This is a genomic window from Acetomicrobium mobile, assembly GCF_937920065.1.
Map to the genome: position 1 here is coordinate 1 of NZ_CALETC010000188.1, position 12,279 is coordinate 12,279.

General features: G+C 42.7%; 14 protein-coding genes. 5 read left to right on the forward strand and 9 right to left on the reverse strand.

The genetic code is table 11. The features are described from left to right. Window positions 1-913: ATP-binding protein (locus Q7P41_RS07325; protein WP_303883184.1), on the reverse strand; the 913-nt coding region annotated here is incomplete at its 3' end. Beyond that, window positions 894-1,142, reverse strand: a complete 249-nt coding sequence (locus Q7P41_RS07330; RefSeq protein WP_303883185.1) for a hypothetical protein — start codon at window positions 1,140-1,142, stop codon at window positions 894-896. The genes Q7P41_RS07325 and Q7P41_RS07330, both read right to left, overlap by 20 nt. Before the next feature lie 761 nt (window positions 1,143-1,903). Here Q7P41_RS07330 and murB point away from each other — a divergent pair. Next, entirely contained in the window at window positions 1,904-2,866 is a 963-nt protein-coding gene (murB, locus tag Q7P41_RS07335; RefSeq protein ID WP_303883186.1) for a UDP-N-acetylmuramate dehydrogenase, read from the forward strand. Window positions 2,867-2,960: 94 nt separating this feature from the next. Further along, window positions 2,961-3,413 (forward strand): GNAT family N-acetyltransferase, encoded by a 453-nt coding sequence (locus tag Q7P41_RS07340; protein ID WP_303883187.1) that lies wholly within the window; start codon window positions 2,961-2,963, stop codon window positions 3,411-3,413. Window positions 3,414-3,540: 127 nt separating this feature from the next. Here Q7P41_RS07340 and Q7P41_RS07345 read toward each other — a convergent pair whose 3' ends face one another. The 5 genes from Q7P41_RS07345 to Q7P41_RS07365 all read right to left on the reverse strand — a co-directional run bounded on the left by Q7P41_RS07345 (window position 3,541) and on the right by Q7P41_RS07365 (window position 8,408). Continuing rightward, window positions 3,541-4,671: a M20 family metallopeptidase gene (locus tag Q7P41_RS07345; protein ID WP_303883188.1), complete on the reverse strand. Its 1,131-nt coding sequence runs from the start codon at window positions 4,669-4,671 to the stop codon at window positions 3,541-3,543. Between the two features lie 258 nt (window positions 4,672-4,929). Beyond that, the gene (pgsW, locus tag Q7P41_RS07350; RefSeq protein WP_303883189.1) at window positions 4,930-5,943 is read right to left on the reverse strand and encodes a poly-gamma-glutamate system protein; all 1,014 of its coding nucleotides are present in this window, start codon (window positions 5,941-5,943) and stop codon (window positions 4,930-4,932) included. Between the two features lie 49 nt (window positions 5,944-5,992). Continuing rightward, window positions 5,993-6,406: a poly-gamma-glutamate biosynthesis protein PgsC/CapC gene (locus Q7P41_RS07355; RefSeq protein ID WP_369693148.1), complete on the reverse strand. Its 414-nt coding sequence runs from the start codon at window positions 6,404-6,406 to the stop codon at window positions 5,993-5,995. Further along, a complete protein-coding gene (locus Q7P41_RS07360) occupies window positions 6,391-7,368 on the reverse strand; it encodes a Mur ligase family protein (protein ID WP_303883190.1) in 978 nt (325 codons plus the stop codon). The genes Q7P41_RS07355 and Q7P41_RS07360 overlap by 16 nt, the downstream gene beginning before the upstream one ends. A 131-nt stretch (window positions 7,369-7,499) precedes the next feature. Beyond that, the gene (locus Q7P41_RS07365) at window positions 7,500-8,408 is read right to left on the reverse strand and encodes a DMT family transporter (protein ID WP_303883191.1); all 909 of its coding nucleotides are present in this window, start codon (window positions 8,406-8,408) and stop codon (window positions 7,500-7,502) included. 260 nt (window positions 8,409-8,668) lie between these two features. On the opposite strand from Q7P41_RS07365, the gene Q7P41_RS07370 reads away from it, so the two are divergent. Then, window positions 8,669-9,046, forward strand: coding sequence for a ferritin-like domain-containing protein (locus Q7P41_RS07370; protein ID WP_303883192.1), 378 nt, complete (start codon window positions 8,669-8,671; stop codon window positions 9,044-9,046). Between the two features lie 13 nt (window positions 9,047-9,059). Beyond that, entirely contained in the window at window positions 9,060-9,866 is an 807-nt protein-coding gene (locus tag Q7P41_RS07375) for a family 1 encapsulin nanocompartment shell protein (protein ID WP_303883193.1), read from the forward strand. A gap of 213 nt (window positions 9,867-10,079) precedes the next feature. On the opposite strand, the gene Q7P41_RS07380 is transcribed toward Q7P41_RS07375, so the two are convergent. Beyond that, window positions 10,080-10,853 (reverse strand): ADP-ribosylglycohydrolase family protein, encoded by a 774-nt coding sequence (locus tag Q7P41_RS07380; RefSeq protein WP_303883194.1) that lies wholly within the window; start codon window positions 10,851-10,853, stop codon window positions 10,080-10,082. A gap of 225 nt (window positions 10,854-11,078) precedes the next feature. Between Q7P41_RS07380 and Q7P41_RS07385 the strand changes: the two genes are divergently transcribed. After that, the gene (locus Q7P41_RS07385; protein WP_303883195.1) at window positions 11,079-11,717 is read left to right on the forward strand and encodes a M48 family metallopeptidase; all 639 of its coding nucleotides are present in this window, start codon (window positions 11,079-11,081) and stop codon (window positions 11,715-11,717) included. A 96-nt stretch (window positions 11,718-11,813) separates the two neighbouring features. Here the strand turns inward: Q7P41_RS07385 and Q7P41_RS07390 are convergent, their stop codons facing one another. Further along, window positions 11,814-12,212 carry a hypothetical protein gene (locus Q7P41_RS07390; protein ID WP_369693147.1) on the reverse strand — a complete coding sequence of 133 codons (399 nt, stop codon included), beginning with the start codon at window positions 12,210-12,212 and terminating at the stop codon, window positions 11,814-11,816. Between the last annotated feature and the right edge of the window lie 67 nt (window positions 12,213-12,279).

Sequence of the window (12,279 nt, forward strand, 5' to 3'; positions counted from 1 at the left end):
TTTGCCTCCTTGCCATTTCGTTTACTGCTCGCGTTAAAGCCGCCCTAAAACCTATAACGTGAGTGCCGCCTTCGATGGTATGAATGAGGTTTGCAAAGGCAAAAAGACGTTCCTGATATGAGTCGTTGTATTGTAGAGCAACTTCCACTAAAACATCGTCTTTTTCGCCAGATATGTGAATTGGCTCCTTAAATAGCGGTGTTTTATCCCTATTTAGATACTCGACGAAGGAAACTATCCCACCATCGTACTTAAAAGAAGACGATTTGTTGTTTTTTATATCTATTAGTTCAATACGTAAACCTGGCACCAAAAAAGCAATTTCTCTCAACCTGGCACTTAATATATCAAAGGAAAAATCCCTTTCTTCAAAAATTGCGTCATCGGGCATAAAGTGCACTTTCGTCCCTGTACGATTAGCTTCTCCGATCGCCTTTAATTCGCACTGAGGGACGCCCCTGGAGTAACGCTGATGCCATTCCAGACCATCACGCCACACGGTAAGTTCAAGCCATAATGATAAAGCATTAACTACGGATACGCCAACGCCATGAAGTCCGCCGGAGACTTGATAGGCTTTATTATCAAACTTACCTCCAGCGTGAAGCGTAGTTAATACAACCTCGGCGGCTGATTTATTGACCTTAGGATGCACATCCACAGGTATACCCCTGCCGTTATCCTCCACAGAGACACTACCGTCAGAATGAAGAGTCACAATCACGTGATCGCAATAGCCGGCCATGGCTTCGTCTATTGCGTTATCCACCACTTCGTAGACCAAATGGTGCAAACCTCGTATGCCAGTATCCCCAATATACATACTCGGCCTGCGACGAGCAGCATCAAGGCCTTCCAGAATCTGTATATCGCTTGCTGTATACTCATTAGCTTCAGCAAATGTCCCCTTCATCAACACACCACTTCCTCTTTTTACGACCTAATTCCTTCCTTTCAGAAGTTAATGCGCTTTGATAAAATGCGCACAATTTTTCAAATTTTCTCGCTACGGTTCTTACGCTTTTATCCACGTAACAAACATCACCATCGCGCGTAAAAACCATCGTTTTACCTTCGACCCCTATTAAGGCCACAATATTATCCAGTGAGACAAAATCCTTACATTTGGACAAAAGACTCAAGATGGGGCCTCCCTTACACATTTGCGCTCTACTGAGCCATGTATATTATAACAAAAAAAGGCTAAAAAGGGGGGTTGCTCTTCATCATACAAAAATGCAGAGCAAGTCTCTGTAAATAAACAGGCTATCTGACAACCAGGGCGAATAAGATCATGCCTTAGAAAAGGGATAACGCAGTGTTGTTTAAAAGATTTTTCTTGCGTCAGACTCGCAAAAGCTTAAAAGATAAAATAAGGCTGACAATTAATTTATTCAAGGTGCTCTTTTACAGAACCCCTTGAGGGCGTCATTGCATGGATCTAAAGATTAAGAAACTAAATTAGTTTTAAGAAATGCAACATGCAAAGACAAATTGTACATCTTTGAAAGGTTGACCGTATATTATTTTTTATTGACATATACTGCTCAACGAAATCACATTTGAAGTTTTATTCATGATATATGTTTAATATTTTAGTTAATATAGGTCATTTAGATTTATTACGTAGACAGTAAAATAATTGCAAAATATAATGATGATGTCAATGATATTATTGTAATAAACTGTAAATCGAAAACTGGATAAAACAAAAGAGGATTAATGGCAATATCCCCAAGACGGGCTTACATCAGCGATCTTAGAGCGGTTAAATTTTTGTACTCTTTTGGAGGAATTACCCCCTACAAATATCCTAAAAGTTTGATATCCTATTAAAAGCTACAATATAAAAATAAAAATATTTCGGGATTTTTGTGATTTGACAAGATTTGAGGGGTTGAAGTTGAAATTGAAACTGAAGAAATTAGCAGACAAGCTCCGCGCGATAGGCGTAAACAACGTGAAGGTAAAGGAACCTTTATCAATGCACTCGAGCTGGAAAATAGGAGGCCCTTCAGACATATTGGTAGAGGTAGCAGACGTATCTTCTCTGCAAAGGTTACTAGCCTTTGCAAAGGAATATGACATTCCCTTGATTGTTATAGGCAAAGGTAGTAACATCCTTTTTTCCGACGAAGGTCTTCGCGGTATCGTCGCAAAATTTGGCAAAGCCTTTGCAAACGTCAAAATTGATGGGGCAAACATAATCGCTGATGCAGGCGTATGGGTTCCTCTTCTCGTCAAGCTCGCCGCCTCAAGGGGTATAGCCGGAATTGAACACGCCGCAGGAATTCCAGGAACATTAGGTGGACTCATTTACATGAATGGTGGCAGCTTGCAACAGTCGATTGGCGATACAACAAAACGCATATGGGCTTTAGACGAAAATGGAAAAGTCGTAGAAATGACCAGAAAGGAATGTGAATTTTCCTATAGGAGTTCCGTATTTCAACGCAAAAACCTTATAATATTAAGAGCTCACTTAGAAGGAAGTTTGGATGAACCAAACAACATACGAAGGCGCGCCATCGATATATTAGCCGAACGAAAGCACAAGTTCCCACTAAAACAGCCTAACTGCGGTTCTGTATTTACAAATAATCCGGAAATATACAAAGCAGCTGGGCCACCAGGAAAGATAATCGAAGAAGCTGGGCTGAAAGGCCTTCGCATTGGTGGTTTAATGGTCAGTCCTGTTCATGCCAACTTTATAGTCAACGTGGGAGGTGGAACATCAAAGGATGCTTTCGAATTGGTAGCGAAAATTCGAGATATAGTCTACAAACGGATAGGATATTGGCTTGAATGTGAGGTCAGATACGTGACCCCTGAAGGAGACATTGCTCCGCTGCATAAATTTATTTAATTAGACAAATTACAAGTGTAAAGGGGATGGTTGCTCATGGGGTTTTGAACCCTGCGACACGTCAGATTCGATAAAGGTACAAAGTGTGAACCCGATGGACTTTGAAGCTGAGATCACTCGGCTTTACGAACGCGCATATCGAGGCTTGGAGGAATATGCTGATACTGACCCCGAAGATATAAAAAGATACCTTAAATGGCTATACAGACGGGCTGAAGGAGGATTTTTGGCCGCCTTTGAGGGTTCTCGCGTTGTCGGTTTTGTGTCGACAGACCATAAATGGGCATCTCCGGAGGGACATATAGTGGGGGAGATCCATGAGATAGTAGTTGACCCCGACTACCAGGGCCACGGGGTTGGAAAGTTACTTTTGATGGAAGCTATTAATTTACTCACCCAAAAAGGAGTAAAGATCATAGAGTTATGGGCGGGCGAAAAAAATTTCCACGCTCAAGATTTTTACAAAAGTCAAGGCTTCCTGGAGATGGAACGAAGGGGAAGATGGATCAGGTTTATAAAGGACCTCGAAGAGCAAGAGCGAGCATGAGCCTTCTTTGAGATATCGAAAAATACCTATTTTACTCATTCATGTTGCTACAAACAACAAGGGCAGTCTTTTGCTGAAACCTAATCCTAGACACAGCAAAAACTGCCCTTAAATAATTTGTAAAGCACTAACGAGCTTCCAGATAGTCTAACTCATGCTCCGAAAAGGTCAACAAGTTCGTCAAAAACGCCGTTAGGATTTGACTTGCCAAATCCATCTCCTTGAGGGAAACGTGCTCAAAAGGCGTATGCGCTACCGAAAGTTTACCTGGACCAAAAACTACGGCAGGAATCCCTGCAGTAACGTATGGCTCAGCATCGCTCCAGCTTTTAAACGCTCCGAACTGTAGGTTTAACCCCAGGTCATTTGAGGCAACTCCCATGAGCTTATCGGCAATCGGAACATCTTCTCCTAAATTAAAGGGAGGAGAGATGTCGTCCATTTCGTATTCGATACCCTCCCTATCGAAAAGATGCCTTAATTGTCTTTCGGCTTCTTTGTGATCTACATCGGGCAACAGCCTGATGTCTATGTACATTTCGCACCTGCTCGGTATGATTAGCTCATTGGGCGAACCGCCACTTAGAGCTTGGACATTAAAACCGGCTTCGCCAATATAGGGGTGCTCGCCTTCAAGGAAGGGCAATTTTTTTAACTTTGACAGAAAATCAACCGCCTTCGATATTGCGTTTTGACCGGCTTCAAAATCGCTCCCATGAGCCGTCTGACCAAAAAAATTGAGCCTCGCTCCAATCGCTCCTGCTTCCATGGTGCATATATCAAGCTCCGTTGGCTCAAAAACGATAACTTCCTCGGGGCACAATTTAACCGCCTCATAGGCACCACTGCCACCCTGTTCCTCATCTACGGTAAAAACGATGCTTGCAGGAAAATCATGGTTATTTCCCACTTCGTCTACATAATCCTCCAAAGCAATTATTAAAGACGCAATAGAACCCTTTACATCTGCTGCGCCCCTGCCATAGACCAAGTCTCCTTCAAGGCGCGCGGAGCACCTTACGCCCTCCATCACCCCTGGAACTGTATCCACGTGCAGGTCCAGCAAGGTTTTTGAACCAGGGTTAAGCACTAAATTCCCAGTTTTTCCTACGATAGGTTGTATCTTGGTGGGCACTTTAAGAAACCGAAGCCTATTTTCGAGGTATTCAAGGATAGGACCTTCGTTTCCACTCGGGCTCGGAATTTCTATTAACCTCAACAACTCATTTGCCAGCCGATCAAAGCGATCGTCTTTCAATTAAGACACCCCCCTTGAAGCTCCCGCTTCCGAATCACCTCCGCAACACTTTCTACTAAAAAGAGCAACTTAGAGGTCAATGCCATGATAACATTAATTATCAAAAAAGAATATCTGTTTTTGTAATATATTTATCATTCTTTAGATTTGAACTGCTCTTTAATGTGCCTGGATTCTAGAGCAACCTATTTCCCAGTCTGGTAAATGATCCCAGAAATGACAAAATCAAACAAACTAGAAGGAAATTAATCAGCGAAATTACACTATGGTCCAGCGCTTATACTTCAATAAAAAAACGGTAAAACTTATCATCCCTAAAACAGCCCTTTCTAGCTTTAAAGGCATTGGCCCGCGCTTGACGATATCAACTTTTTCAGGAACACCTGTTATCCTACATAATTTTTTTACGTTAAGCACGTGTATAACGGGTATTCCCTTTTTAAGTGCTAAAGCTATTATGCCATTGCCCGCATTTTCTTTATATTTCGGATCTAGAAATCCTGGAGGTAATGATAAAACTTTTTCATCAGTTCCCATGTTAGAGTGGGAACCTCCGATTTGAACTACCAAAGAAGGATTAAATTTTTGTAAGTAACTCATCTTGGTATTGATAACCTCTTGTAACGATTTAGCTTGTATAACAGGAACGCCTTCTAATTGCGCTGACCGCAATAATATTTTTATCCCCTCTTGCGGCATGCCTCCTCCTATTTCATAATCTCCCCCTAGGGTATAAAAGGCTGCTTTAGTAGAAATGAACCCGGCCTTTCTAAGTTCCATAAGAATGCCCGGAAGAGGGAAATTCGGATCGTTAGCGCCATAGGAGGATGCCCCCAACGAGGCTTGAAGAAATATGTCTAAGCCCTTTTCTTCTGCCGCAATGATCGAAGAGACTAAAAAACCAGGAAAGGAACCAGAGCTGAAAATTGCAATTCGATCGTCCTTATTTAAACCTGCCTCATTAAACCAACGTGAAAATATTACTGCCCAGATTGGATTGCACGATATTTGCTTAGAATGAAGGGACCCAACCGTAGTGGTTATAGGACTCCATTCAATCCCAATTAAACCACACTGCGATGGATCTAACTCCTCGGAGGAAGCGCTCCCCTCTGTTTGTGCTTTGAGATTGTAGAGATAGACTTGAGCCTCCCTGACTCTATCCCAAATTCTTTCTTCTTCAGCGGCAAGATTTCCTAGAGGCCATGCCCACATCAACAAAGAAATAATGCCGGCAAGAAGGAGGAGCTCTAAGTTGCACTTCTTTGACAAGGCCGTATTATTTCCCCAAAATAACGAAAATAAGCCGCGAAAGAAAGCACTAAAATATCTCATAAAACAAGGACCCTACTAGAACTGATAATCCTGAAACAATGAGCAATGCTAGCATTGTCGGCAAAACGCCTTGACGCTGCATGTCAGCAGCTATAAGTCCAGGAACTACCCATCCAATCCATGGTAAATATGAACTCGAAACAAGCCGCAATGAGACTGCAAGCAACAAAGCAATAGAAATTCTTTGTCTTCCATACAAACCAAAGATCCTCACGAGAGCTTCCAATATGAACAATATGATGAGCGCGTTTAATATCGTTGTAGCGAATAATTGAGGTGAAAATGACCTAATGGCCAATAAACCAGGCGATATGATGCCTCCCGTAGCAACCCCTGTCCTTTGATAAAAAATCATGCCTAAAATTATGCTCAGTGCGATAATGATTAAATCTTGTCGCAGTTATGATCCACCTCTTCATATGCAATTAATTCTTGAAAGGGCAACCCGGCTATATTGCCACAACCAAACACTAAACCACGTTTATTTACAAAAGAAACGATGTCATTTATATCTTTAAAGCAGACCCATCGGGTATTTTTAATCAATCGCAACGGATGGGCTCCGCAAATATAAACGCCTCTCCACTGTTTATTCTTGAGCCATGGTTCAAAAGCTTTAAGCCTCCCGGGCCTATCTCGCCGATTGTTAAAAAGGACGGATGTGTTATTCTCATCCCATTTGAGCGATGAAAAAAGGCTGACAGTGCTTTCTAAATCATTAGCCGAAAAGCCGAATGCCAAAACGCCGTTATTCATCTTAAGAATCCTAAATCTACCAGGGTCATCTTCCAAATAATGATCAAGCATGTCTTCGCTAACATTTAAGCCGAAGAGATTAAGAGATCGTACAGCAAGGGCGATGTTGGCATCTTCAAAATTCAAAACTTTTTCCTTTGTAAAATAAACATCGTTGTGGTTCTTCTTTAAAAGCTCAAGCAGTGCCCCATCCTCTTCCAACCCGGGTCCCAAGACAACTGGAACTTCCTTTGGGACTCCAGCAAACAAGGCAATCCTTGCTTCTTCTTTTGTAGGACCCCAAGCCTCGAAATGGTCCTCCCTCAGGTTTGTCCAAACCACTAGGTTTGGTTTTAGCCATCTGGCCGCTAAAGGTTGAACTTCTACTGCCACTGCGCTATTTTCAGCAACTATTGCTTCGGCTTCCTGAGGTACTTGTGAAAGCCACCATTGAAGCTCTTTTATGTGACCTCCTCTTGATCTGATAATCCTTCGAAGGCCTCGCGGAGATAATTCTGTGGGAATGACTCCGGTTATGCGTGAAAAACAGGATATATTTCGCGCCCTGAATCCAGCTGTTATTAACCTGACTAAACTGCTTTTACCTCTTGTACCTGTAACGAGCACTCTATATTTTGTAATATCTATTACACACTCCCGAAACTATTGTAAATTACACGATAGTGGCCAAACTAGCTCTCTATCAAAAAAGCAAATGTGAAAATTAAGTATACTCCACAACCGTAAAGCAGTCTATACTAACATTCTAAATTACTAGACCTTTGAAGTAGCCACACTCCCATTATAGCAATAGCTCCACCGGCAATAGACAAAAGAGAGGGTATTTCTTCAAGCCATATCCAAGCTATGAAAATAGCTAGAGCTGGTTTTAAAAACAGACTTCCTGCAACGAGTGAAGCGGGGTTCCTTGATGTCGCGTAGGCCCAGCTAGCATAAGCGATGCACGTTGGAAAGATCGCGAGATAGGCTACGGTAAACGTTGCAGATAGAGGCGCCATAGCAACTGCATTTAAAAGGCCCTTTCCAAAGAATAACATCAATACTGTGCTACTGATTATGACGTAAGTGGTTAACCTAAAAGCGCCGTATTTGGGCAAAAGCTTTTTCTGAAATACAAAATAAAAGGACTCCATGAAAGCCGCACACAATACCCATAAAGCCCCAAAAGATAGCCCAAATTCTCCTTCTCCCAGAGCAATCGCAGCGGCACCAAGAAAGCTTGTGGCAATGCTGATCCAGCCAAGAAAGGTCATTTTTTCCTTTAATACGGCAGACGCTATGATGGCAGTAAAGACAGGAGCCGTGGCCATTAGTAGGCTTGCAGCCCCGGCGGAAACGGTTTGTTCACCAATGCAAAGCGGTATATGACAAAGAAGCATGCCCGTTGCACCAAGAAATAATATGAAGGGAATATCCCTGAAATCCGGTAATCCAAATTTAAAGAGCACAAAGGGAAGTAACATGAGTGACGATATAATAAAACGAAGCACCACTAAATGAAGAGGCGAATAATGAAAAAGTGCCGCTTTTATGGCAGCAAAAGCAGTTGACCATGCAAGAAGCGTGACGATCAAGGCTATCATACTAAGCCAGTCAATCGAACTTTTTAAACCACCTTCTACAAATTGAGACTTTCTGAAGTTCATAACATTACTCTCCTTGCTGTTTGCAAGATAACTTAAGTAGGATCAATTAAAATATACCATAAATTTTCATGGTTTTACGTTATCAGCGACTGCCTGGATCATTTCAGGATAAGGAGGAATTTACTGCGTATTTCACTTTTGCATGGTAACGACTTTCACTTTTTTTCGATGTCCTTTGAAGGCTCATGACTTTGCTTCAATCGCGAATGATAAGGTATAATGAATTTTGAAAATCATATTAAATTAAGGAGGGATTGCCGGTGGCTGAGTATCACGAGCCCGTTGAAGAGCTCACCGCAAAGGATAGGGACTTTCATCGAGCTCTTGCAAGCCTTAAGGAAGAGATAGAAGCGGTCATGTGGTATCACGACAGGGCGGCAACAACACAAGACCCAACGATAAAATCCGTCATAGAACACAATCGAGATGAGGAAATTGAGCACGCCGCTATGCTGCTTGAATGGCTGAGGCGTAACATGCCTGGATGGGATGATGCCCTGGGCACTTACCTTTTCACCGAAGAGCCCATAACGGAAATAGAGGAAGCGGCGACTTCGGGGACATCGGGTGAATCATCTTCAAAAACCAGTGCACCTACCTCTAGCTTAAACATTGGCTCTCTTAAAAATAAAAAGTAAGGGAGGGGTGGAGATGGATTTTCTTAAAAAGGAATTAGCACCACTGGATAGTTTCGCTTGGGAAGAAATTGACGAAAGGGCAAAAGAGGTGTTAATTGCCAACCTTTCAGCGAGAAAGTTTGCCGATGTATTGGGTCCATTTGGTTGGGATTACGCAGCGTATCCTACGGGAAGGCTTAAGAAGGGTGATGCTTCAAAAGAGGCCTGCTATGCAACGCGGCTGAGTTTGCCCTTAGTTGAGCTATACGTACCATTCGAACTTTCCATATGCGAACTTGATGCCATATCTAGAGGCTTAAAATCTCCAGATTTGACAAACCTGGAAGAAGCAGCGAGAAAGTTGGCCTCTTTTGAAGATAAATCAGTCTTTTATGGATTGGAAGACGCTTCCGTAGAAGGTCTCTTTAACGCGTCTCAAGAATTTACCATAGAGCTGCCCCTCCAAGATCCTTCGGATTTACTAGCCAGCCTAACCCAAGTAAAACTTCACTTTACACAGCATGGCATTGAAGGCCCCTACGCCCTTATAGCAGGTCTTGCCCTTTGGAGCAGAATTTACTCTATCGGAGAGGGGTATCCACTGTACAAAAAAATTGGCGATGTGCTCGAAGATGGCAAAATAGTTTTTTCTCCCCACGTAAATGATGGCATAGTAGTTTCCTTGCGCGGCGGTGACTTCGAACTTATCCTGGGCCAGGATATATCCATTGGCTATAAAGAGCACAAAGAAAACGTCGTTTTGCTTTACTTTACCGAAAGTTTCACTTTTAACGTAGTTACCCCCGAGGCAGCTGTGCCACTGAAGCTCGTCGACCAATAAGTTAAAAGACGAACCGAGGAAACACCTCGGTTCGTCTTTTTTTATTTTCATAAAGTCGATCCACAAGTTATTTTAAAGGATCAATGAGTCGGAAAGTTCCGCCGAACATTCACCAAGACCGCGCTTTTTACAACATTGCTTGCTACTAGCATAGGTGCACTAACTATTTTTTAGTTTATGCTTCTTCACAGCCTCTTTCATGGTCTTTTCGGATCAAAACACATCATAACGTTCGACAAAAGCGTCAATCACGTCCAAAAATGCTTGAGGTAAAAGAGAACACGCCTTTTTCGTCATTTCCTCAGGAATGCCGCCATAATGAGCATGCGCTACGGCTCCTGCAATGGCCGCCTGGGTATCGGCATCACCTCCTAAAGAGATCGCTTTCTTCAGTGCGTCTTCGAAATTTTCGGACTCCAAAAAGGCTATGAGCGCTTCAGGGACCGAGCCGGGACAGGTAGGATCGAATTTATAAGAAGGACGAATAAGATCTAACTTCCTTGACAAATCGTATCCGAAGCGCCTTTCAATTTCGCACTTTATATGCTCCTTAGAAGAACCCTTTTTCGCGAAAAAAACAGCCAATGCAACGGCTTGAGCGCCTTTTACGCCTTCTATGTGAGCATGTGTTGACTGCGCGCTCTTTTCAGCCTCTTCTATTACATTTTTTACATCTTCACAGGCCCACCCTATTGGGCTCACCCGCATCGCCGAACCGTTGCCAAGGCTATTTATAATTCGTCGTCCCTCATATTTAACCCATAGCTTAAATATACGACCATATCCGGCATCAGGATATTGACGAGCATATTTGAGGTAGTAATCGCTATAAGATCCTTCATTTAAAATGCAATCTGCAACCGCCACCGTGAGCACCGTATCATCCGTATATGTACAACCTGGCGGGAAAAGGTCTATATCTTCTTTTTTAATTGGCCTGTGCTCGTACACAGATCCTGCTATATCTCCTACGATGGCCCCTAACATAAAATAAAATCCTCCCCTCTTTTCTTATAGATATGCTTTAACCCAAAACCTTGTCTAGAAACGAACTGCGCTAACAATATGGGCAACGAACTCATTTTTTCGTTTTTACGTAAATCATGCATTCTCAAACTTAATATAAAGCATTACAATTATTATGAAAAATTTGAAGAATATTCTTCTCGTTGTACGACAATTGGTTTGCCCCGCTCTTAGAATTAAGGGGGGATGAAAGTGAAAAAAGCTATATGGCGCTCTCTTATTGGAGCGGTGTTACTTATACTATTTGCATCATGTGTCTCCATGGCCTCACTTGAACCTGAGTCAGTAAGGAGGGTATGGCAAAGGTTGGCTGAGACAGCCGGCCTAGATTCCTCTGCACCTATCGCTGTAGTTGATCAAAGGGAACCAAATGCATGGGTTACCTTTTCTTTGAACAAATATTCAATAACCGTCACAAAAGGAATGCTCGAATTACTTGACAACGAAGATGAGCTTGCAGGTGTACTGGCTCATGAGATTGGACATATAAAGCTTAACCATTACGGCAGAACCGTCACTCGAAGCATCCTGTGGGGCCTCCTATTTCGTGCGGCAGGAAGCTCATCCGGAATTGACCCCCTGGATCTAGGTTACGCCTTGGCGGAATCTGGTTTTAGCAGAGAGCAAGAAGTAGAAGCCGATGACTACGGCATAGAGCTGGCCGCTAAGGCTGGATATGATCCATGGGGGTTAGTATATGCACTAGAAAAGATGGTTGAGGCGGGATATAAAACCAGCCCCAGCGGATTTAACTCGCACCCTCCAACAGAAAGAAGACTCCAACACGTAAGAGCAAAAGCAGCGGAAGTGTCAAAACGTTATTAAAAAAACATGGCCTTAAACCTGCTGCTTTAAATGTGAGCCTTTTCGAGTTTGGCTAAACCAAAGGATTTAAACTTTAAAATGACACGGATAAGACAATTACGGTCCTTGTAACTTGGAAAGCCATTCTAATATTGTTCTTGCGCCGAACCCAGAAGCAAAGCTCAAAATATCGGCCATTGTAACGCGCCCTTCGGCATCGGTGTTATCGATCTCTATGGTCTTTCCGTTGTATGCCCTAATTATGTCATCAGGTTTATAAGACGAGCCGCTCGGCATGTTTTCTACAGCTCCAATTAATGCATGTACTTCAATTTGAAGATTTAATTTGGGCAGTGTCCTCATGACTCCTAAAAGGGTGCAAGCTCCGGCTTTGTCGCCTTTCATCGTCCTCATATTTTCTGAAGCCTTGATATTTAAGCCCCCACTATCGAAGGTAAGCCCTTTGCCTACGAGAGCCACCTTGACCCTGGGATCGGCAGCTCGTTTGTAGGTCACGTAGTTAGCATATAGAAATCACTTTTGGACATTCCTTGGGATAAAAGCGCTGTCATGGGTTTTCAAA

What these genes read in the sequence shown, in the direction of transcription:
- Q7P41_RS07340 (WP_303883187.1), top strand. Translation starts at nt 2,961, where the DNA reads ATGGACTTTGAAGCTGAGATCACTCGGCTTTACGAACGCGCATATCGA.
- Q7P41_RS07365 (WP_303883191.1), bottom strand. Translation starts at nt 8,408, where the DNA reads ATGAACTTCAGAAAGTCTCAATTTGTAGAAGGTGGTTTAAAAAGTTCG.
- Q7P41_RS07375 (WP_303883193.1), top strand. Translation starts at nt 9,060, where the DNA reads ATGGATTTTCTTAAAAAGGAATTAGCACCACTGGATAGTTTCGCTTGG.
- Q7P41_RS07380 (WP_303883194.1), bottom strand. Translation starts at nt 10,853, where the DNA reads ATGTTAGGGGCCATCGTAGGAGATATAGCAGGATCTGTGTACGAGCAC.
- Q7P41_RS07385 (WP_303883195.1), top strand. Translation starts at nt 11,079, where the DNA reads ATGAAAGTGAAAAAAGCTATATGGCGCTCTCTTATTGGAGCGGTGTTA.